Raw genomic sequence first — 19,865 nt, 5'->3', positions numbered from 1 at the left:
AACCAGGAGTTCTCATGGACCGTCGTACCTTTCTCCACGGCATTGCAGCCGCAGCGGCCGCCAGTTCGGCGGGCGTGCGCGCGGCCTCGCCGCTCAACGTGGCCGTGATGCTGCCGATGAGCGGGCCGGCCGGACTCTTCGGCCCCTCGGCCAAGGCCTGCGCCGAACTGGCGGTGCAGACGATCAACGCGCGCGGCGGCGTGCTGGGCCGCACCATCAACCCGCTGTTCGGCGATGCCGGGCTGCCGCCCGCCGAGGCCTCGCAGACCGCGCTGAAGCTCTGGAAAGGGCAGGGCGCGCAGGCGGTCATCGGCATGCACGACAGCGCGGTGCGCGGCGCGCTGGTGGGGCTCTTCAAGGGGCAGGTACCGTACTTCTACACGCCGGTGTACGAAGGCGGCGAGTGTGCGCGCGGCACCTATGTGAACGGCGAAACGCCGGCGCAGCAGCTCGCACCGGTCATTCCCTGGCTGGCGGCGGAACGCAAGCCGAAGAAGTGGTACCTGATCGGCAACGACTACGTCTGGGGCCGCAACACCAACGCCGCGGCCAAGGGCTACATCGCACAGACCGGCGCACAGGTGGTGGGCGACGAGTACCTGCCTTTCACGGCCGACAACTTCGACTCCAGCCTCGCGCGCATCCGCGACAGCGGGGCCGATGCGGTGCTGGTGTCGCTGGTGGGCGGCGCGTCCGTCACCTTCAACAAGGCCTTTGCGAGCTTCGGCCTTGCCGACAAGACGATCCGCCTGGGTTCGCTGCTCGAGGAGAACACGCTCGCCGGCATCGGCCCGGCCAATGCGCGCAACCTGTATTCGAGCGCGGGCTACTTCGCCAACATCGAGACGCCCGCGGCCAAGGCCTTTTCGGACGCGTACTTCAAGCGCTTCGGCGCGCAGGCGCCCGCGCTCAACGGCCTGGCCGAGTCGGTGTACGAAGGCTTCCTGATGCTGGAGGCCATGGCCGCGCGCGCCAAGTCGCTCGACGTGGCGAAGATGGAGCCCGCCAGCGAAGGCGCGAGCTACAGCGGCCCGCGGGGCGCAGTGACCATGCACGCGCGCCACGTCGACCAGGACATCTACCTCGCCGATGTGGGCGAGAAGGGCTTTCGCGTGGTGAAGACCTTTCCGCACATCGCGTCCGGCCAGACCTGCAAGGTGTGACGCCGCCATGGACACCAGCTGGTTGCTGCACGCGCTGAACCTCGCCTACGCGCTGGCGACGCTGGGCCTCACCACGCTCGGGCTGGCGGTGGTGTTCGGCCTGCTCGGCGTGATGAACATGGCGCACGGCGAGTTCGTGATGCTGGGCGCCTATGCGGTCGTCACCGTGCAGTCCTGGGGCTGGCCGATCGCCACGGCCATGCCGCTGGCCATGCTGGTGTGCGGCGTGCTGGGCTATGCGGTGGAGCGCTGGCTGATCCGCCCGCTGTATGCACGGCCCTTCGACACGCTGCTGGCCACCTGGGGCCTGGCGATGGTCATGCGCAAGACGGTCGAGGCGGTGTACGGGCGCGGCTACCGCAACATCGAAAGCACCCTGGGCGCGCCGGTGTCGCTGGGCGGTGTGCAGTACCCGGGCTACCGGCTGGCGCTGATCGCGCTGGCGGTGGTGCTGATGATTGCGCTGGCGCTCTGGTACCGGCGCAGCACCATGGGGCTGCGGGTGCGCGCGATGACGGGCAACCCCGTGCTCGCGCAGGCGCTGGGCATCGACACGCGCCGGCTCGCGTCGCAGACCTTCGTCATCGGCGTGGTGCTGGCCGGCGCGGCAGGCGTGTTGCTGGCGCCGCTGGTGCGCATCGAACCCGGCATCGGCGTCGACTACCTGCTCGATTCCTTCTTCGTGCTGGTGGTCGGCGGGCTGGGCACGCTCGGCGGCTTCGGCGGCGGCGTGGGCGTGATCGGCGGCACGCAGTCCGTGGTGAGCAGCCTCTCGGGCCAGACCAGCGGCTACGCGGTGGTGCTGGTGTTGTCGATCCTCTTTCTCTGGTTGAAACCGAATGGACTCTTTGGACGCCGTTGATTCTTCGCTGGCGGCCCGGACGCTCGTCGCGCCCGCGCGGCGCTGGCGCCTGCCGGTGCCCGGGCCGTGGCTGCTGGGCGCGGGGCTGGTGGCGCTGCCGTTCGCGTCGAACGACTTCATCGCCTACCAGATCGCGCTGTTCCTCATCTACGGCATCGCGACGCAAGGCGTGGCGCTGTGCTGGGGACGGCTGGGCTTCCTGCCGCTGGGGCATGCGCTGTTCTTCGGCCTGGGCGCCTACCTGGCCGGCGGCACGCTCAAGGCGGCGCTGCAGCAGCCGGCGTGGTTCGCGGCCCTGCCGCTGGCGTTGCTGCTGCCCGCGGCGCTGGCCTACCTGACGGCGCGGCTGGTGTTCGCGCGCAGCCACCGCAGCGGGCCGTTCTTCTCGCTCATCACGCTGGCGATGACGATGCTCGGCTTCCTGGCGGCGCAGCAGTGGAGCGTGGTCACGGGCGGCTTCAACGGCATGGCCGACATTCCGGAGTTGCCCGGCACCGAGCGCTACAGCACCTTCTACTGGGTGGTGGCCGCGTGCGCGCTATGCACCACGCTGCTGCTGGCCGGCGTGTTGCGTCGGCCGCTGGGCCTGCTGTGGAGCGCGCTGGCGCAGAACGAAGAGCGCCTGCAGCTCTTCGGCTACGCCACCGACCGCATCAAGGCGGTGGCCTTCGCGTTCTCCGCGATGCTGGCGGCGCTGGCCGGTGCGCTGTTCGCGATGCACCAGGGCATCGTCACGCCGCTGACCATGGGCTTCGTGCTGTCGACGGAGTTCGTCATCTGGGCGGCGGTCGGCGGCAAGGCGAGCCCGCTGGGCGCGCTGCTGGGGGCGGTGTTCGTGGGCTATGCGTCTTCGGAGTTGCGCGACCACTTCGCCTACTGGGAAGTGGCGGTCGGCGCGATCTTCATCGCTGTCGTGCGTTTCCTGCCCGACGGACTGGCGGGGCTTGCCGCGATGGGGCGCCGATTCTCCGGGCGCACCGACGATGCGCACGCGCTGCCCAGAACACCGGCGCCGCCGGTGCAGGCGCAGGGCGGCAGCGTGAGCCTCGCGTTCGAGCAGGTGGCCTGCGCGCAGGGCGGCGTGCGCATCCTCGACGGCCTGGCGTTCGACCTGCAGGGCCCCGGCCTGCGCTGCGTGATCGGCCCCAACGGCGCGGGCAAGACGTCTGCCTTCAACGTGATGACCGGCCGCCTGCCGCTGCGCGCCGGACGCATCCTGCTCGACGGCGTCGACATTTCGGGCGCCACCGCATGGCGCGTGGCGCGGCAGGGCGTGGGCCGCAAACTGCAGATTCCGTCGGTGTTCCCCGGCCTGAGCGTGAGCCAGAACCTGGACGTCGCGTTGTGGGCCGGACGCCTGCGGCCGGCCGCAACGCTGCAGCGCGGCGCGCTCGCCTGGGACAGCGCCTTGCGCGGCGAACTGCTCGACCTGTTTCCCTCGCTTGCCAGGCAACTGCATGCGCCGGCCGGCAGCCTGTCGCAGGGCGAGCGCCAGGCGCTGGAGTTCGTGATGACCATGCTGCCGCAGCCGCGCCTCGTGCTGCTGGACGAGCCGTGCGCGGGCCTTTCTCCCGGCGAGACGCACCACATGATCGAGGCCATCAAGACGGCGACCGGGCGCCTGGGCGCGGCCGCGCTGGTCATCGAGCACGACATCAGCGCGGTGGCTTCCATCGGCGGCGAGGTGTACGTGCTGCACCAGGGCAAGCTGCTGGCGCGCGGACCGCTGGCGCAGATCCAGGCCGACCCGGCCGTGCGCGCGGTCTATGCGGGAGCACGCAAATGAGCGCGAACCTGCTCGACTTTTCCGATGTGGTCTGTGGCTACGGAGACACCATGGTGCTGCGCGGCCTTGGCGGGGCGGTCGGCGCTGGCCGCGTGCTGGGCGTGCTCGGGCGCAACGGCGTGGGCAAGACCACGCTGATGCGCGCGCTCACCGGCTTCCTGCCGCTGAAGCAGGGCCGTGTCGCGCTCGCCGGGCGCGACCTGGCGCGCGTGGCGCCGCAGCAGCGCCTGGCCGCGGGCATGGCCTATGCGCCGCAGGAGGACGTGGTCTTCGGCGACCTCAGCGTGAGCGAGAACCTGTGGCTGCACCTGCGCGGGCGAGACCCGGCACGCTATGCCGACGGCCTTGCCGCATTTCCGCGGCTGGCCGAGCGCATGGGCCAGCGCGCCGGCTCGCTCAGCGGCGGCGAGCGCAAGCTGCTGTCGTTTACCCGAACCCTCGGGTTGCGCGCACCGCTTGCCATCCTCGACGAGCCGACCGAGGGCGTGCAGCCCGAGAACATCGAGCGCATGGCCACGCTGGTGCGCGCGCGCAAGGCCGAGGGCGCCGCGTTCGTCATCGTCGAGCAGAACCTCGAGTTCCTGCTGCAGGTGGCCGACGACATCCTGGCCATCGACCACGGCGAATGCTCGCTCGCGGGCGCCACCGCCGACCTGCCGCGCGAGACGCTGGAACGGCACCTCGTGGTTTGACCTCTCGCAGGCGCGCGCAAGCGTCGAGCGTTCGGTGGCCTAGAAAGAAGGCATTGCGCCCAGCGCCTTGGCCGAGCGGTCCAGCCCGTCGAGGATCCTGCCGGACACCGCCGCCGGAAAGTGCGGCGGCAAGCGCGCGCCGACCCGGTCGATCACGCCCGGCGTTGCCGCGAGCACGCGCTGGATGAGGTTTTCTGCGTCCGGGCCGTAATGGCATTTTTTTGCCATGGCGTTGAAGTGGCGGCGCTGGACGGTCTTGAAGGGATAGTGCTTGCTCTTGCCGATCAAGGCCATGGCGAGCTTGGCCTCGTGCCTGGAAAACTGGTTGGGCCCGTTGCCTTCCACGGGCCAGATGGACATCACGTCGTAGATGGGCGTCAGCCTGTAGCGGCCCATCGGGAGCCACGCGATGCTGAAGTTCTTTGCGTGGCCGTCGGGCGCGCCGAGCATCCAGAAGAGCAACTGCACGGTGAGCAGCGTGGCCAGGTCTTTCTGTGCATCGACCGAGCTCCGAAGCACGTCCGCCAGGTCGAGCAGGCCGGGCCCCCCGTCGGCCTCGTACTTCAGGTGCGACGGCTTGCCCAGGGCCTGGCAGAAGTCTTCCTGCGGCAGGCGCAGCCACCAGTTGCCGGACGAGTGCAGCCGGCGGTCGAAGCGCTCGACGGCCAGCACCTTTTGCGACCCGAAGCGCAGCATGGCCGTCAGCGGCACGGGAATGCCGTATTCCTGGAGGATGTTCAGGCAGAGCCACTCGTTCTCGACCGAGGTGCTGAAGTCGGCCTTGCGATGGCCGACCAGGCCCAGCGGCAACTTCAGGATGTGCGTGGTGGGGGTCGAGCCGTGCGGGCGCACCCACTGGCCCTGGTGCCACAGGAGCGCAGTCTTTTCCTGCGCACCGGCCAGGGAGATGCGCAGCTCGTCTTCAGGCGCGGATTGCCCTGCGAACCTGCCGGGGTCTACCGTTTGCTGCAGCAGCTTCTCGACGTCGGCCTCGGTCATCGGCTCGCCCTCGATGTGCTCTGCATGCGATGGGCCGTCGTGCTCGCCCAGCAACTGGATGGCGCCGACGCAGTCGCGTCCGATGGCCTGCAAGAGGTCGAACGGCTGTGTGCTGCGCGTCCTGAATCGGCTTGCAATGCGCTCGCGAATGGGCTGGCTGTCGGGCAGCAGGTTGTCGAAGTAGTTCTGGACGACCGCGCCCTTGTGGGTGAAGCCTCCGGCCAGCGGCAACGACAGCGAGAGGGGGCGTCCTGCCGGCGAGCCGACCCAGGCTTCGTCGTAGAGCAACTCGTCCGCCCCGCGCTCGGGAATGCGCCAGATGCCGACGCGCTCGCCGTTGGCCCAGATGGAAAGCGCGGGGGTGTTCGATGCGCGCGCCACGCTCACCACTCCGAAGGAGGCGCAGGCTCGTTGGCGACACGCCTCGGGTCTGGATGGTCGGCGCCTGTCGGGTGGGTCGAGAGCCTTGCCGGGTTCTTCGAGCCGACCAGAATTTCGAGGCCCAGCACGCTGAAGAGGGCCAGCAGTTGCTCCAGGCTCACCGAGCCGGGGTTGAGCTCCATGTGGGACATGCGGCTTTGGCTGATGCCGAGGCGCTCGGCCAGCTTCACCTGGGAAATGCCCGACTCCTTGCGAGCGGCCTTGAGCAGTACGCCGAGCTGTGAGGGGACCGAAAGAACTTGCTGCATGGGAGTTACCGATGAGGTGGGTAACCGGGAGATTATCGATTTTATGGGTATTTGTCAAAATACCCGTCAAATGGGTAATAAGACGAATGCCCAGCAAATGGGTAAATTGACCTTCCCCGGCGCCTCACCCCAGCGCGACTTCGAACAACGCGCGAATCAACGGCCGGTCCTGGCGCACCGACAAGCAGCACAGCGAATAGCCGATCGACAACTCGTCGTCGTCGATCATCACCGCGGCGAGGCCCGGCAACGGAATGAACTCGACCTGCGTCACGAAGCCGATGCCCATGCCGTTGACCACCGCATGCAGGATGGCCTCGCGGCTGTTGATCTCCATGACGCAGTTCAGGCGCACGCTCTTCTCCTGGCACGCCCGCTCGACGCGATGACGGGTCTTCGAGCCGGGCTCGCGCAGGATGACCATCTCGCCCTCGATGTCGTTGGTGGAGATCGAGGCGCGTCGGGTCCACGGATGGTTTTCGGGCACCACCGCCACGATGCGTTCGTCGCGGTAGGGCGCCACATGCAGCCCCTCGACGGCAGCCGGCTCGGCCAGGATGCCCACGTCGATGTCGAAGTCCTGCAGGCCGCGCAGCGTCGACGCCTCGGAGCCGATGGACACCGTGAGTTCCAGCGACGGGTGCGCCTGACGGAAGTGGCGCGCCAGTTCCAGCGCAATGGGCGGGGACACGGCGCCCACGCGCACCAGACCGACCTTCAGCTTGTGCGCGCTCTGCAGGAACTGCATCGCTTCCTCTTCCTGTCCGAACAGGCCTTGGGTGATGGCATAGAGCCGTTCACCCGCCGAGGTCAACCGCACGCTGCGGCCCGTGCGAAGAAAAAGCTCGACGCTGAAGCGCGTCTCCAACGCCTTGACCTGGTCGGTCACCGTAGGCTGGCCGATGTGCAGGTACTGCGCGGCCGCGGTGAAGCCGCCCGTCTTCGCGACGGCGTGGAAGCATCGGATCGATTTGTAGTACTGGTGAAACATGAGGGCCGTCCTCGTGGGGCGAGGTTTTTGGGGCCGGCCAAGGCTCTCACAGGCGCGCCCCTGTGTGCATGCGCGCTTTCCCCTGTGGCGATGCGCGGCGGTGGCGATCCATCGGTTTTCGACCATGCGGACACCGGAAATGCGATTGGACGCGATGGCATGCGACTTCGACACTGCCCCAGGCACACACACACACAAACAACAGGAGACAGCCCCGATGCCCCATGCGTTCCACAACCCCGTTGCCGTTCACTGCGGCCGAGGCAGCCTCGCGCAGCTGCCCTCGATCCTCGCCGGCCGGCGCGTCGTCGTCGTCACCTTTCCCGAAGCCCGCGAGCTGGGCCTGATCGCCCGCCTGCAGGCGCTCCTGAAGGACTCGTTGCTCGGCGTGATCGACGACGTCCGACCGAACCCCGACGTGGCGCACCTGGCCGCGCTCTACAACCGGTTCTGGCAATCGGCCGACGCGTGCGACGCCATCGTCGCGGTGGGCGGCGGCAGCGCCATCGATACCGCCAAGGCGCTGATGGTGGGCACGGCCAGCGGGCAGTTCGACGAGCTGGTCGGCCTGCTCGCCACCGGCAAGCCCTTCGTGCCGGCCAGCGCCAAGCCGCTGATCGCCGTGCCGACGACGGCCGGCACCGGCAGCGAAGTGACGCCGTGGGCCACGATCTGGGACGCAGCGAACCAGAAGAAGTACTCGCTGCACCTGGACGCCACCTGGCCCGAGGCGGCCATCGTCGACCCCGAGCTGATGCTCTCTGTGCCGGCGGGCACCACCGTCTCGACGGGGCTCGACGCGCTCTCGCACGCGCTGGAGTCTGTGTGGAACGTCAACGCGAACCCCATCTCCGACACCTTTGCGATCTCCGCGGTGCAGGACATCTTCGAATGCCTGCCGGCGCTGCGGGCCGACCTGGGCAACATCGAGCTGCGCGAGCGCATGGCGCTTGCCGCGCTCAAGGCCGGCCTGGCGTTCTCCAACACGAAGACCGCGCTGGCGCACTCGATCTCGTACGAGATGACGCTGCGCCACGGGCTGCCCCATGGCATCGCGTGCTCCTTCACCTTGCCGCTGGTGCTCGAAAAGGCCTGGGCCCGGTCGCCCGACCGCGACCGCACCCTGCAGCGCCTGTTCGGCGCGGACCTGTCGGTCGGTGCCGGGCGATTGCGCGACTTTCTCCTGGGCCTCGGCGTGAAGACCGAGTTCGCGGACTACGGCGTGGCGGACGGCGAAGCCGCGGCCATGATCGCGCGCGCCATGGAAGGCGCGCGCGGCAGGAACTTCATCGGGACGGTGTCCGCCCGGTGACCTGAAGCGTCGGAGCGTTGAAAGAAGATGCCGGCCATCGAGCCGGTCCCGCGGACCCACGTCCGTCAAGAACTGGAGACACACATGCAATTGGCAAATCAAGGCCTGCAGGCCGGCACCTATGCGCCGCCTCTCGAACAGACATTCAGGCGCGCGCAGTGGCGAATGCTGCTGGCCGCCATGTTCTGCTATTTCTTCTTCTACACCGGGCGGCAGACCTTCGGCTTCGCCATTCCGGGGTTGCAGAAGGAGTTCGGGCTGTCGAAGGAGGTGCTGGGCTGGGCATCGGCCAGCCTGCTGTGGTGCTACGCCATCGGGCAGGCCATCAACGGCAACCTGGCCGACAAGTTCGGCGGGCGCCGCGTGATGACGGCCGGCGCCATCCTGTCGTGCGCGGCCAACTGGGTGGTGAGCTTTGCGGTCGGCTTCAAGAGCCTGGCGATTCCCTGGGGCGTGAACGGCTACTTCCAGGCGCTCGGCTGGGCGCCGGGAAGCCGGCTGCTGTCGAACTGGTGGGGCGCGCAAGAGCGCGGCAAGGTGTTCGGTTGCTACACGTTTGCCGCCGGGTGTGCGTCGGTCCTGTCCTTCGTCACGTCGATCATCGTGGTCAACGTGCTGCACCTGGACTGGCGCTGGATCTTCCGGCTGCCCGTGCTGCTGATGCTCGTGGGCGGCATCGCGTTCTACCTGATTGCACGGGAACGCCCGGAGGACCTGGGCTTCAAGTCGCCCGACACAGGCATCGCCGATGCGCAAGACGCCGAGGCCGCGAAAGCCGCAGCCGCGCAGCGGGGCGCCGACGAAAGCTCCTGGTCGCGCTACAAGGCGGTGCTCGGCAACCCCAAGCTGCTGATCGCGGCGCTGGCCATCGGCTTTCAGAACGCGGCGCGCTACGGCCTGATCGTGTGGGTGCCGGTGCACTTCCTGGGCAAGGACTGGAGCAAGATGGCCGACGGCATGATCGATCCGGCATGGATCTCCGTGGCGCTGCCGGTGGGCATGGCCTTCGGCGCACTCACCAATGGATGGATCTCCGACCGGGTCTTCGGCTCGAAGCGCTACAAGGCCATCGTGCTGTACATGCTGCTCGGCGCGCTCGCTTCCATGGGCATGTACCTGCTGCCCACCAGCATCGGCGGGCTGGCGCTGCTCTTCCTTGCGGGCTTCTTCGTGTATGGGCCCGCCTCCTCGTTCTGGGCCCTGTGCCCGGACCTCGTGGGCGCCAGGCGCTCGGGCACGGCCACCGGCGTCATGAACTTCTTCTCGTACCTGCTCGCAGGCCTGGGCGAGCCGCTCATCGGCCGGATGCTGGACCACTCGGGCAACACGTCGATCGTCTTTCCGATCGTCGCCGCCAGCTGCCTCATCAGTGCCAGCATCGCGGTCTTCATCCGCCGCTGAAGGACTTCACCAAGACCGGGACCTGTTCGCTGCCCTCGTGAGGCGTGGCGGACGGAGACCAAAAAAAGGGACGCGGCGCGTCCCTTTTTTGTTGTTCGCCGCTGTCGTGACACCTGTGACAGCGGCGCGGCAACGGCCCTGTCAGGCGGCCACCGCTGCGGCTCCGTGCCGGATGCCCATGACCTTCAGCGTCTGCGCGATCGCCTCCACGGCACCGGGAATGCCTGCTTCGCCGAAGTGGCCCATGCAGCCGACGCGGAAGGTCTCGACCTGGGTCAGCTTGCCCGGGTAGAGGATGTAGCCCCGCTTCTTGACCTCCTGGTAGAAGGTCTTGAAGTCGTAGTTCGCGTCGTCAGGGGCGTGGAAGGTGACGATGATCGGCGCCTGGATCGACGGGTCCAGAAAGCTGCGCAGGCCCAGGGCGGCCAGGCCGTCGACCAGCGCCTTGCAGTTGCGCGCATAGCGGCCGCCGCGCGCCGCGAGCCCGCCTTCCTCGACGTACTGCGCGATGGCTTCGTCGAGCGCGGCGACCACGTGGGTGGGCGGCGTGAAGCGCCATTGCGTGGTCTTCTCCATGTACACCCACTGGTCGTACAGGTCCATGCTCAGCGAGTGGCAGTTGCCTTCGCACTTTTCGAGCACGGCACGCCGCGCCACGACGAAGCCCATGCCCGGCACGCCTTCCAGGCACTTGCCGGAGGCCGCGATCACGGCATCGAACGGGGTCTTGCGCGCATCGATCTCCAGCGCGCCGAAAGAGCTCATGGCGTCCACGATCAGGCCGCGTCCGTGCCGGGCCACGACCTGCGCGATGTCGTGCAGCGGGTTCAGCACGCCGGCGCCGGTTTCGCAGTGCACCACCGCCACGTGCGTGATACCCGGGTCGGCGGCGAGGGCGCGTTCCACGTCGGCGGGCTGCACCTGCCTGTCCTCGGTGTAGTCGATGGTGGTCACCTTGCGGCCCAGCACACGGCAGATCTTCGCCAGGCGCTGGCAGTAGGCACCGTTGCTCGGCACCAGCACATGGCCATCGCGCGGCACCAGGGTGCCGATGGCGGCCTCCACCGAGAAGGTACCGCTGCCCTGCATCGGCACGCATTCGTGCGTGCCCTTGCCGTGCACGATGTCGAGCACGCGTTCGCGGATGCGCGCGGTGATCTTGTTGAAGTCGCCGTCCCACGAGCCCCAGTCGCGCAGCATCGCCTGGCGCGTGCGGTCCGAGGTGGTGAGCGGGCCTGGGGTGAGCAGGATGGGGCTGGGGGTCGAACTCATTGTGATGTCTCCGTACAGGTGAGAGGCTGGGGAAAGACTGCGGGATCGAAATCAGGTGCGCCCGAGCAGGCGCCAGGCCTGCGTGCGCGACAGCAGCACCCGCGTGAGCAGCGAATAGACGATGCACACGACGGTGGAGGTGACGACGATCAGGCTGGCCAGCGCGGCGGCCGGGCCAATGTCGCCGGCGTCGTCCATGTGCATGATCGCAACCGACGCCAGGATCGTGTCGGGCGTGTAGAGAAAGATGGCGCACGACAGGCTGGCCATCGACACCACGAAGAAGTAGCGGCCGATGTCCAGGATGGCGGGCAGGCACACCGGCACCGTCACGCGGAAGAAGGTCTTGATGAACGGCACCTTCAGCGAGGCGGAAACGGCCTCGAACTCGTTGTCGATCTGCTTGAGCGCCGTCACCGCGGTGAGGTGGCTGGAGGTGTAGTAGTGCACCACCATCGAGATGACCAGGATCGCCATCGTCTGGTACAGGAAGCCCAGCGGGTTGGCCGGATGGTTGAAGAACATCACGTAGCCCAGGCCGAGCACCAGGCCGGGCACGGCCATCGACAGCACCGCCATCATGTGCATCGTGCGGCGCATCATGCCGAGGTTGCGCGTCTTCTCGATCAGGTAGGCGCCCACGAAGACGATGAACGAGCCGGCCACGGCAGTGATGGCGGCCACCGTCAGGCTGTTGAAGTAGGCCGCGGCCATGTCGCTTTCGAGCAGCACGAAGTGGTAGTGCTTGAGCGTGAGCGACAGGTTGTAGGGCCACAGCGTGATCAGCGAGGTGTAGACCGCCATGCCGATGGTGGCCAGCAGCAGCCCGCACACGCCTGTGCAGAACAGCAGCAGCATGGTGTCGGCCACCTTGCGCGGCTTGGGGCTGTAGGGCACCGAACGGGCGGTGAGCTGCGCCTTGAGCTTGCGGCGCACCACGTAGTCGATGGCGAAGGAAATCACCGAGGGCAGCAGCAGCAGCATGCCGACCACCGCGCCGATGGAGAAGTTGTGCTGGCCCACCACCTGCTTGAACACGTCGACCGACAGCACGTTGAAGTTGCCGCCGATCACCTTGGGCGCGCCGAAGTCGCTCACCACGTAGGTGAAGACCACGGTCGACGCACTGATGAGGCCGTACTTGCAGGACGGCAGCGTGATGGTCATGAACTGGCGCAGGGGCCGGGTGCGCAGCGCGGTGGCCGCCTCGTACAGCCGGCCGTCGGCCAGCGACAGCGCGGTGACCAGGATCATCAGCGCGTGCGGAAAGGTGTTGTAGACCTCGGCCAGGATGATGCCGGGCGCGCCGTAGATCGACATGCCGCCCAGCAGGAACTTGAGTGAACCCTGGTTGCCGAACCACTGCACGAACGAAATGGCCGACAGCAGCGAAGGCGCGAGCAGCGGAATGAGCGCAATGAGCCGGAACGTGGCCTTGAGCCAGGTCGGCATGCAGCTGCGCGTGAGGGCGTAGGCGAACACGAAGGCCGTGGGCACCGCGATGGCGACAACGGCCGCGGAGACCCACACCGAATTCCAGGCCGCGCGCAGCAGGCTCGGTGTCTGGAAGTAGGTGATGAAGTGCGCCAGGCCGACGAAGCGGCCGTCCTTGTCCTGCACCGCATGCGCCAGGATGGTCACCAGCGGCGCGACCAGGAACACGAACAGCATGGCCATCACCGCGAGCAGCACGGCGCGCGCGATGATCTCGTCGCGGCTCCAGCGCATGCCCTGGCGGCGGAAGGCGGCACGGGGCGCCATGGCGGTGGGAGTGTGCGCCAGCGTGTTCATGCGATGGCCCGCGCGGCGGGTGCCGCAAAAGCGCGAATGCGGTTGGCCCGCAGCGCGATCTCGATGGTGTTGCCCTCGCGGATGTCGAGGTCGTGCAGTTGGTTGAGCGAGAAGTGCAGGCCCAGCGTCTGGCCGTGCAGCGCCTGCGCCGTGACTTCGGCGATGCACAGCCCGCCCAGGAACTCGACCTTGCTCACGAGCACGTTCATGCGGTTGGCGGTGTCCTCGCGCAGGTTCTCGGCCATGCGGTCTTCGGGCCGCAGGTAGAGGTTGACCGCATCGCCCGGCGCGAAGGCGCCGTCGCAGGCGTCGCACTGCAGCTCCAGGTCGCCGACCTTGAAGCGCTGCTGGCCGAGCGCCACCGCGCGCAGCACGTTGACCTTGCCCACGAAGTCGGCCACGAAGGGCGTGGCCGGCTGCTCGTAGATGTCCAGCGGCGTGCCGACCTGCTCGATCACGCCGTGGTTCATGACCACGATGCGGTCGGCCATCGACAGCGCCTCTTCCTGGTCGTGCGTGACCATGATGGTGGTGATGCCCACCTGCTTCTGCAGCCGGCGGATTTCGCCGCGCAGGCGCACGCGTTCGATGGCGTCGAGTGCCGACAGCGGCTCGTCGAGCAGCAGCAGGCCCGGCCGGGTGGCGAGCGCGCGGGCGAGGGCCACGCGCTGCTGCTGGCCGCCGGAGAGCTGGCTCGGGTATTTGTGGCCCGAAGTCGGCAGCCCCACCAGCTTGAGCAACTCGTCCACGCGCGCCTTGATCTCGGCCTTGCGGGCGCGCGAATTCACCAGGCCGTAGCCCACGTTGTCGGCAATGCTGAGGTTGGGAAACAGCGCGTACGACTGGAACACGATGCCGTAGTCGCGCCGGTCCGGCGGCAGCCATGACACGTCCTTGCCGTTCTGCAGGATCTGTCCGGCGGTCTGCGTCTCCAGCCCCGCAATGATGCGCAGCAGCGTGGTCTTGCCGCAGCCCGAGGGGCCGAGAAAGCACAGCATTTCTCCGGCATTCACGCGCAGGTGAATGTCGCGCAGCGCGCTGAAGGTCTCGAAGTCCTTGCGCACGCCGACGATCTCCAGCGCGGCGGCGCGGGCCTGTTCGGCGATGTATTTGCCAGCGGTCATGTCCATGGTTCGCACTCGGTGAGACGAACGCCGCGGAGCGCGGCGTCGCAGGTTGGAGAAGCTTCTTCGCAGCTGGGGGCGAGCTCTTTACTTGGGCTCGGCCTTGCCTTCGTAGCGCTTGCTCCACTCCGCGAGGATTCGCTCGCGGTTCTTGGCGGCCCAGTTCAGGTCGTTCTTGGCCAGCAGCTTTTCGTAGTTGTCGGGAATGCCCTCGAGCTTCGACGCCACGCCGGGGTACGCCACCACGGCCCACCAGTTCGCCGTGATCTGGTTGGCCTCCTTGCTGGCCATCCAGTCGGAGAAGCGCCTGGCTTGTTCCATCTTCTTGCTCGTCTTCATGATGCTGGTGGCCTCGATGTCCCAGCCCAGGCCTTCCTTCGGAAAGATCAGGTCGACGGGCGCGCCCGACTTCTTGACCTGGTGCGCACGGAATTCGAAGGAGATGCCGATCGGGAACTCGCCCGCGCCCGCCTGCTTGCAGGGCTTGGAGCCCGAATGCACGTACTGGGCCACGTTCTGGTGCAGTGCGTCCATGTACTTCCAGCCCTCGGTGTCGCCCATGTTCTGCAGCCAGGACGACACGTCGAGGTAGCCCGTGCCGCTGGAAGCCGGGTGGGGCATGGTGATCGTGCCCTTGTAGATGGGCTTGGCCAGGTCCTGCCAGGTTTCCGGCTTGGGCAGGCCCAGCTTCTTGGCCTCGACGCGGTTGAAGCAGATGGTGGCGGCCCACACGTCCATGCCCACCCAGGCCGGCGGGCGCGCGGCGTCGGAGTAGGCCGGGTTCAGCTCCTTGAAACCCTTGGGCTCGTAGGGCAGCAGCATGCCTTCCTGCTGCAGCAGCGCCAGGCTGCTGGCGGCCAGGCCGGCCACCACGTCGGCCTGCGGGTTGGCTTTTTCGGCCAGCAGCTTGGCGGTGACGATGCCGGTGGAGTCGCGCACCCACTTCACCTCGATGTCGGGATTGGCCTTCTCGAAGCCGTCCTTGTAGAGCTTCATGGCGTCGGTCTCGAGCGCCGTGTAGACCAGCAGCGGCGTGCGCTGCTGGGCATGGGCGAGGCCGCTCGCGGCAAGGCCCACGGCTGCGGTGACTGCAATGGAGAGGGCTGTCGTGAGGCGGCGCGCGCTTCGGATGATCGTCATCTTCAACTCCTGTTCAGCTGGCTGTCGAACCCCGTGCAGGGGTGGGTTGGCGGGCTCCAGAACACGAAATTCCGGCGTGCGGCCGTGTCGGGATGAAGTCAATGTAGATTGTGAACTGAGGACTGTCAATAAAAGATTGTTGACAGTTTTCAATTCGAAGCCAAAATAGCGGACATGGCAACGCACAACTCCACCTCCGCCCTGGCCTTTCTTCAGTCGAGCTCGCTGCCGATGCTCATGCAGGAAGAAATCGAGCGACTCATCATGAACGGCGAGCTCGCCGTGGGCAGCCGCATCAACGAGAGCGAGCTGTCGCAGCGCTTCAACACCAGCCGCGGGCCGATCCGCGAGGCGCTGCGCGCGCTGGAGGAGGCGGGCCTCGTGCGCAACGAGAAGAACCGGGGCGTGTTCGTGCGAGAGATCTCGTTCGAGGAAGCCGACGAGATCTACGAGTTGCGCGAGGCGCTGGAAGAAATCATCGGCCGGCGCGTGGCCGCCAGCATGCAGCCCGACGCGCTCGAACGCCTGGGCGCCATGATCGAGCCGATGCGCGAAGCCGCGCTGGCGCAGAACGTGGAGCAGTACGCGCAACTGAACCTGCAGTTCCACGACATCCTGCTGGACACCGCCGGCAGCCGCAAGCTCACCGAGACCTACAAGCGCCTCGTGAAGGAGCTGCACCTCTTTCGCATGCGCGCACTCGACACCGGCGGCGGCCTGCGCGTGTCGGCCGACGAACACCGCGAGATCGTCGATGCCATCGCCAGCCGCGACCCCGAGGCCGCCGGCCAGGTGCTGCGCCGGCACGTCGCCGGCAGCCGCGCCCGCATGCACAAGGCGATGGGCCGCCCCGACAGCACGCCCGCTCCCCACCTGCAGAACACCCCGCAGAACAACCTGACCCGCAAGGAGACCTGAGATGACTGTGAAGACGCTGGAAGTGAACGCCCGAAGCTACCGCTGGATGAGCCGACCCGTCGTGGTCGTGTGCGTCGACGGCTGCGAACCCGCCTATCTGGACGCGGCCATCGCGGCGGGCGTGGCCCCGTACATCGAACGCATGCGCAAGTCCGGTGCCGACCTGCTGGCCGACTGCGTGGTGCCCTCGTTCACCAACCCGAACAACCTGTCGATCGTGACCGGCGCGCCGCCCGCGGTGCACGGCATCTGCGGCAACTACTTCTTCGACCGCGAGCTCGGGCAGGAAGTGATGATGAACGACCCGAAGTACCTGCGCGCCGGTACCGTGCTTGCGGCCTTCGCCGATGCGGGTGCCAAGCTCGCGGTGGTCACCGCGAAGGACAAGCTGCGCAAGCTGCTGGGCCACCGCATGAAGGGCATCTGCTTTTCTTCGGAGAAGGCCGACCAGGCGACCATCGAAGAGAACGGCATCGACGGCGTCGTGGAGATGGTCGGCATGCCCGTTCCGTCGGTGTACAGCGCGGAGCTGTCGGAGTTCGTGTTCGCCGCAGGCGTGAAGCTGATGGCATCGCGCCGCCCCGACCTGATGTACCTGTCGACCACCGACTACGTGCAGCACAAGGCGGCCCCCGGCAGCCCGGCGGCCAACGCCTTCTACGCGATGATGGACGGCTACCTGGCGCAGCTCGACGCGATGGGCGCGACCATCGTGCTCACGGCCGACCACGGCATGAACGACAAGCACAACGCCGACGGCTCGCCGCAGGTGATCTACCTGCAGGACGTGCTCGACGGCTGGTACGGCAAGGACGTGGCGCGGGTCATCCTGCCGATCACCGACCCGTATGTGGTGCACCACGGCGCGCTCGGCTCGTTCGCCACGGTCTATGCGCCCGACGAAGCCCGCGTGCCCGGCTGGATCGACCGCATCAAGGGCGTGCCCGGCATGGAGCTGGTGCTCTCGCGCAAGGAAGCGGCCGAGCGCTTCGAGTTGCCGCCCGACCGCATCGGCGACATCGTGGTCGTGAGCGAGCAGAGCACCGTCATCGGCACCTCGGCCAGCCGCCACGACCTGTCGGCGCTCGAAGTGCCGCTGCGCTCGCACGGCGGCGTGTCGGAACAGCGCGTGCCGCTGATCTGCAATCGCCCCGTCACAGGCATTGCCGCCAACCGCCGCCTGCGCAACTTCGACGCGCTCGACCTCGCCCTGAACCACGCCCAGTAATCCCGGAGCACCCCATGAGCCAAGCCATGTTGAAGCCAGGCACCGTCCACAAGGAAGCGCTGCGCATCGCCGGAGAAAAAATCCATCGCGACCGCACCATCGAGGTCACCTACCCCTACACCGGCGAAGTGATTGCCACCGTGCCCAAGGCCACGCTGGAAGACGTGCGGCTGGCCTACCGCATCGCGCGCGAGTACAAGCCCACCCTCACGCGCTACGAGCGCTACAAGATCCTGATGCGCGCGGGCGAGATCATCGCCTCGCGGCTGGACGAGATTTCGCGCGTCATCACGCTCGAATCGGGTCTCTCGCGCAAGGACTCGCTCTACGAAGTGGGCCGCGCGTCCGACGTGCTGCTGTTCGCGGCAAACCAGGCATTGGTCGATGACGGCCAGGTGTTCTCGTGCGACCTCACGCACCACGGCAAGAGCCGCAAGGTGTACACGCTGCGCGAGCCGCTGCAGGGTGTAATTACCGCCATCACGCCGTTCAACCACCCGTTGAACCAGGTGATCCACAAGGTGGCGCCGTCCATCGCCACCAACAACCGGCTGGTGCTCAAGCCGAGCGAGAAGACGCCGCTCACGGCCTACATCCTGGCCGACATCCTGTACGAGGCGGGCCTGCCGCCGCCGATGCTGTCGGTCATTACCGGCGACCCGCGCGAGATTGCCGACGAGATGCTCACGCATGCCGACGTCGACCTCGTCACCTTCACGGGCGGCGTGCCCATCGGCAAGTACATCGCGGGCAAGGCGGTCTACAAGCGGCAGATCCTGGAGCTGGGCGGCAACGACCCGATCATCGTGATGGACGACGCCGACATCGAGGAGGCGGCCACGCTCGCGGCCAGCGGCTCGTACAAGAACTCGGGCCAGCGCTGCACGGCCATCAAGCGCATGCTGGTGCAGGAATCGGTGGCCGACCGCTTCGTGGAACTGCTGGTCGAGAAGACCCGGGCACTGAAGCACGGCGACCCGATGGACCCCGCCACCGATGTAGGCACCGTCATCGACGAAGCGGCCGCGAAGGAGTTCGAGGCGGTGGTCAACCAGGCCATTGCGGCCGGTGCCCGGCTGCTGCACGGCAACGTGCGCGACGGCGCGCTGTATTCGCCCACCGTGCTCGACCGCGTCGACCCCGAGATGACGGTGGCCAAGCACGAGACCTTCGGCCCCGTGTCGCCGGTGATCCGCTTCAAGACCATCGACGACGCGATCCGCATCTCCAACGGCACGGCCTACGGGCTCTCGTCGTCGATCTGCACCAACCGGCTCGACGACATCACGCGCTTCATCCGCGAGCTCAACGTGGGCAGCGTCAACGTGCGCGAGGTGCCGGGCTACCGGCTGGAGCTCACACCCTTCGGCGGCATCAAGGACTCGGGCCTGGGCTACAAGGAAGGCGTGCTCGAGGCGATGAAGAGCTTCACCAACACCAAGACCTACTCGCTGCCGTGGTAGCCGCCGCACCGTTGGACGTGGCGGGCATCGTCGCCCTGTTCGAGGCCAAGGGCCACGCGCAGTACGACGGCGAGCCCGTCACGCAGCTCGAGCACGCGCTGCAGTCCGCGCACCTGGCGGAGCAGGCCGGCGCATCCAGCGAACTCATCACGGCCAGCCTGCTGCACGACCTGGGGCACCTGCTGCACGACATGGCGGGCACGCCCACGCAGCAGGGCATGGACGACCTGCACCAGTACCGCAGCCGCGCCTTCCTGAAGCACCTGTTCGGCCCGGCCACGCTGGACCCGATCCGCCTGCACGTGGACGCCAAGCGCTACCTGTGCGCGCGCGAGCCGGGCTACCTGCAAGCCCTGTCGGCCGACTCGCAGCGCAGCCTGGTGCTGCAGGGCGGCGTGTTCGACGATGCGCAGGCGCTGCAGTTCGAGGCCTTGCCGCATGCGCTCGACGCCGTGCGCCTGCGCCGCTGGGACGACAGCGCCAAGTGCGCCGATGCGAAGACGCCCGGCCTGGCGCACTACGCGAGGCACATGGTGCTCGCGTCCAGCCACGCCGCCACGGAGCGGTCATGAGCGCGGTGCTGCCGCTCGCGCTGGCGCGCCGCCAGGCCACGCCGCAGGACATTCCATTCCTGCTCGCCCTTCGCCAGCAGACGATGAACGGCCACCTGGTCGCATCGGGCGCCGAAGTCGACGATGCCCACCACATGGCGCGGCTGATGCACCGCTTCGAGTGCGCCGAAGTGCTGCTGCACGACAGCGCGCCGGTCGGCCTGCTGAAGGTGTCGCGCGACGCGCGGGAGTGGGTGGTCATCCAGATCCAGCTGGTGCCCGCCTGGCAGGGCCGCGGCATCGGCGCAGCGCTGCTGGCCGAGGTCGCGGACCAGGCCACGCGGGCCGGCGCCGACCTCACGCTCAGCGTGCTGAAGGCCAACCCGGCGAGGGCGCTCTACGAGCGCCTGGGGTTCGTCACCGATCGCGAGAGCGGCTTTTCATACGAGATGCGGCGCAAGCCCTGACAACCTGAGAGAGCAA

Annotated in this window: 18 protein-coding genes; 11 read left to right on the top strand and 7 right to left on the bottom strand. The window is 67.7% G+C overall.

Annotated features, from left to right (window positions below):
• Positions 1–14: 14 nt before the first annotated feature.
• From AC1DJH_RS24355 to AC1DJH_RS24340, 4 genes are read left to right on the top strand one after another with little or no spacing between them, the layout of a single operon-like run.
• The gene (locus AC1DJH_RS24355; RefSeq protein WP_478187439.1) at positions 15–1,163 is read left to right on the top strand and encodes a substrate-binding domain-containing protein; all 1,149 of its coding nucleotides are present in this window, start codon (positions 15–17) and stop codon (positions 1,161–1,163) included.
• A 7-nt stretch (positions 1,164–1,170) separates the two neighbouring features.
• The gene (locus tag AC1DJH_RS24350; RefSeq protein WP_435439585.1) at positions 1,171–2,025 is read left to right on the top strand and encodes a branched-chain amino acid ABC transporter permease; all 855 of its coding nucleotides are present in this window, start codon (positions 1,171–1,173) and stop codon (positions 2,023–2,025) included.
• Positions 2,003–3,811 (top strand): branched-chain amino acid ABC transporter ATP-binding protein/permease, encoded by a 1,809-nt coding sequence (locus AC1DJH_RS24345; protein WP_478187438.1) that lies wholly within the window; start codon positions 2,003–2,005, stop codon positions 3,809–3,811. The genes AC1DJH_RS24350 and AC1DJH_RS24345 overlap by 23 nt, the downstream gene beginning before the upstream one ends.
• Positions 3,808–4,503 (top strand): ABC transporter ATP-binding protein, encoded by a 696-nt coding sequence (locus AC1DJH_RS24340; RefSeq protein WP_478187437.1) that lies wholly within the window; start codon positions 3,808–3,810, stop codon positions 4,501–4,503. The genes AC1DJH_RS24345 and AC1DJH_RS24340 overlap by 4 nt, the downstream gene beginning before the upstream one ends.
• 39 nt (positions 4,504–4,542) lie before the next feature.
• Here AC1DJH_RS24340 and AC1DJH_RS24335 read toward each other — a convergent pair whose 3' ends face one another.
• From AC1DJH_RS24335 to AC1DJH_RS24325, 3 genes are all read right to left on the bottom strand, one after another.
• The gene (locus tag AC1DJH_RS24335) at positions 4,543–5,883 is read right to left on the bottom strand and encodes a type II toxin-antitoxin system HipA family toxin (protein ID WP_478187436.1); all 1,341 of its coding nucleotides are present in this window, start codon (positions 5,881–5,883) and stop codon (positions 4,543–4,545) included.
• 2 nt (positions 5,884–5,885) lie between these two features.
• Positions 5,886–6,191 (bottom strand): helix-turn-helix domain-containing protein, encoded by a 306-nt coding sequence (locus AC1DJH_RS24330; protein WP_478187435.1) that lies wholly within the window; start codon positions 6,189–6,191, stop codon positions 5,886–5,888.
• A 124-nt stretch (positions 6,192–6,315) separates the two neighbouring features.
• Positions 6,316–7,182 (bottom strand): LysR substrate-binding domain-containing protein, encoded by an 867-nt coding sequence (locus tag AC1DJH_RS24325; RefSeq protein WP_478187434.1) that lies wholly within the window; start codon positions 7,180–7,182, stop codon positions 6,316–6,318.
• 217 nt (positions 7,183–7,399) lie between these two features.
• Here AC1DJH_RS24325 and psrA point away from each other — a divergent pair, with 217 nt between their 5' ends.
• Together psrA and AC1DJH_RS24315 are read left to right on the top strand one after the other, a co-directional pair.
• Positions 7,400–8,494, top strand: a complete 1,095-nt coding sequence (gene psrA / locus AC1DJH_RS24320; protein ID WP_478187433.1) for an iron-containing alcohol dehydrogenase PsrA — start codon at positions 7,400–7,402, stop codon at positions 8,492–8,494.
• 84 nt (positions 8,495–8,578) lie between these two features.
• On the top strand, positions 8,579–9,895 hold the full coding sequence (locus AC1DJH_RS24315) for an MFS transporter (RefSeq protein WP_478187432.1): 1,317 nt from the start codon (positions 8,579–8,581) through the stop codon (positions 9,893–9,895).
• Between the two features lie 141 nt (positions 9,896–10,036).
• On the opposite strand, the gene AC1DJH_RS24310 is transcribed toward AC1DJH_RS24315, so the two are convergent.
• From AC1DJH_RS24310 to AC1DJH_RS24295, 4 genes are all read right to left on the bottom strand, one after another.
• Positions 10,037–11,167, bottom strand: coding sequence for a 2-aminoethylphosphonate--pyruvate transaminase (locus AC1DJH_RS24310; RefSeq protein WP_478187431.1), 1,131 nt, complete (start codon positions 11,165–11,167; stop codon positions 10,037–10,039).
• A gap of 51 nt (positions 11,168–11,218) precedes the next feature.
• Positions 11,219–12,958 (bottom strand): putative 2-aminoethylphosphonate ABC transporter permease subunit, encoded by a 1,740-nt coding sequence (locus tag AC1DJH_RS24305; protein WP_478187430.1) that lies wholly within the window; start codon positions 12,956–12,958, stop codon positions 11,219–11,221.
• A complete protein-coding gene (locus AC1DJH_RS24300; protein WP_478187429.1) occupies positions 12,955–14,088 on the bottom strand; it encodes a putative 2-aminoethylphosphonate ABC transporter ATP-binding protein in 1,134 nt (377 codons plus the stop codon). Before AC1DJH_RS24300 ends, AC1DJH_RS24305 begins: the two co-directional genes overlap by 4 nt.
• An 81-nt stretch (positions 14,089–14,169) precedes the next feature.
• Positions 14,170–15,222, bottom strand: coding sequence for a putative 2-aminoethylphosphonate ABC transporter substrate-binding protein (locus tag AC1DJH_RS24295; protein ID WP_478187428.1), 1,053 nt, complete (start codon positions 15,220–15,222; stop codon positions 14,170–14,172).
• A 174-nt stretch (positions 15,223–15,396) separates the two neighbouring features.
• On the opposite strand from AC1DJH_RS24295, the gene AC1DJH_RS24290 reads away from it, so the two are divergent.
• The 5 genes from AC1DJH_RS24290 to AC1DJH_RS24270 are packed head-to-tail and all read left to right on the top strand — an operon-like array spanning position 15,397 to position 19,849.
• Positions 15,397–16,140 (top strand): phosphonate utilization associated transcriptional regulator, encoded by a 744-nt coding sequence (locus tag AC1DJH_RS24290; RefSeq protein ID WP_435485566.1) that lies wholly within the window; start codon positions 15,397–15,399, stop codon positions 16,138–16,140.
• A gap of 1 nt (position 16,141) precedes the next feature.
• Positions 16,142–17,368, top strand: a complete 1,227-nt coding sequence (phnA, locus tag AC1DJH_RS24285) for a phosphonoacetate hydrolase (protein ID WP_478187427.1) — start codon at positions 16,142–16,144, stop codon at positions 17,366–17,368.
• A gap of 14 nt (positions 17,369–17,382) precedes the next feature.
• Positions 17,383–18,831 carry a phosphonoacetaldehyde dehydrogenase gene (gene phnY / locus AC1DJH_RS24280; protein ID WP_478187426.1) on the top strand — a complete coding sequence of 483 codons (1,449 nt, stop codon included), beginning with the start codon at positions 17,383–17,385 and terminating at the stop codon, positions 18,829–18,831.
• Positions 18,825–19,403, top strand: coding sequence for a phosphonate degradation HD-domain oxygenase (locus AC1DJH_RS24275; protein ID WP_478187425.1), 579 nt, complete (start codon positions 18,825–18,827; stop codon positions 19,401–19,403). Before phnY ends, AC1DJH_RS24275 begins: the two co-directional genes overlap by 7 nt.
• Positions 19,400–19,849: an N-acetyltransferase family protein gene (locus AC1DJH_RS24270; protein ID WP_478187424.1), complete on the top strand. Its 450-nt coding sequence runs from the start codon at positions 19,400–19,402 to the stop codon at positions 19,847–19,849. The genes AC1DJH_RS24275 and AC1DJH_RS24270 overlap by 4 nt, the downstream gene beginning before the upstream one ends.
• The last annotated feature ends 16 nt before the right edge of the window (positions 19,850–19,865 follow it).

This window comes from Variovorax sp. 10N412 (genome assembly GCF_056394985.1).
The sequence above is the reverse complement of the archived record's forward strand: the minus strand, read 5'-3'. Positions and strand labels throughout refer to the sequence as shown.

Coding starts and splice junctions, on each gene's coding strand:
- AC1DJH_RS24355 (WP_478187439.1), top strand. CDS start 15: ATGGACCGTCGTACCTTTCTCCACGGCATTGCAGCCGCAGCGGCCGCC.
- AC1DJH_RS24350 (WP_435439585.1), top strand. CDS start 1,171: ATGGACACCAGCTGGTTGCTGCACGCGCTGAACCTCGCCTACGCGCTG.
- AC1DJH_RS24345 (WP_478187438.1), top strand. CDS start 2,003: ATGGACTCTTTGGACGCCGTTGATTCTTCGCTGGCGGCCCGGACGCTC.
- AC1DJH_RS24340 (WP_478187437.1), top strand. CDS start 3,808: ATGAGCGCGAACCTGCTCGACTTTTCCGATGTGGTCTGTGGCTACGGA.
- AC1DJH_RS24330 (WP_478187435.1), bottom strand. CDS start 6,191: ATGCAGCAAGTTCTTTCGGTCCCCTCACAGCTCGGCGTACTGCTCAAG.
- AC1DJH_RS24325 (WP_478187434.1), bottom strand. CDS start 7,182: ATGTTTCACCAGTACTACAAATCGATCCGATGCTTCCACGCCGTCGCG.
- psrA (WP_478187433.1), top strand. CDS start 7,400: ATGCCCCATGCGTTCCACAACCCCGTTGCCGTTCACTGCGGCCGAGGC.
- AC1DJH_RS24315 (WP_478187432.1), top strand. CDS start 8,579: ATGCAATTGGCAAATCAAGGCCTGCAGGCCGGCACCTATGCGCCGCCT.
- AC1DJH_RS24310 (WP_478187431.1), bottom strand. CDS start 11,167: ATGAGTTCGACCCCCAGCCCCATCCTGCTCACCCCAGGCCCGCTCACC.
- AC1DJH_RS24305 (WP_478187430.1), bottom strand. CDS start 12,958: ATGAACACGCTGGCGCACACTCCCACCGCCATGGCGCCCCGTGCCGCC.
- AC1DJH_RS24300 (WP_478187429.1), bottom strand. CDS start 14,088: ATGGACATGACCGCTGGCAAATACATCGCCGAACAGGCCCGCGCCGCC.
- AC1DJH_RS24295 (WP_478187428.1), bottom strand. CDS start 15,222: ATGACGATCATCCGAAGCGCGCGCCGCCTCACGACAGCCCTCTCCATT.
- AC1DJH_RS24290 (WP_435485566.1), top strand. CDS start 15,397: ATGGCAACGCACAACTCCACCTCCGCCCTGGCCTTTCTTCAGTCGAGC.
- phnA (WP_478187427.1), top strand. CDS start 16,142: ATGACTGTGAAGACGCTGGAAGTGAACGCCCGAAGCTACCGCTGGATG.
- phnY (WP_478187426.1), top strand. CDS start 17,383: ATGAGCCAAGCCATGTTGAAGCCAGGCACCGTCCACAAGGAAGCGCTG.
- AC1DJH_RS24270 (WP_478187424.1), top strand. CDS start 19,400: ATGAGCGCGGTGCTGCCGCTCGCGCTGGCGCGCCGCCAGGCCACGCCG.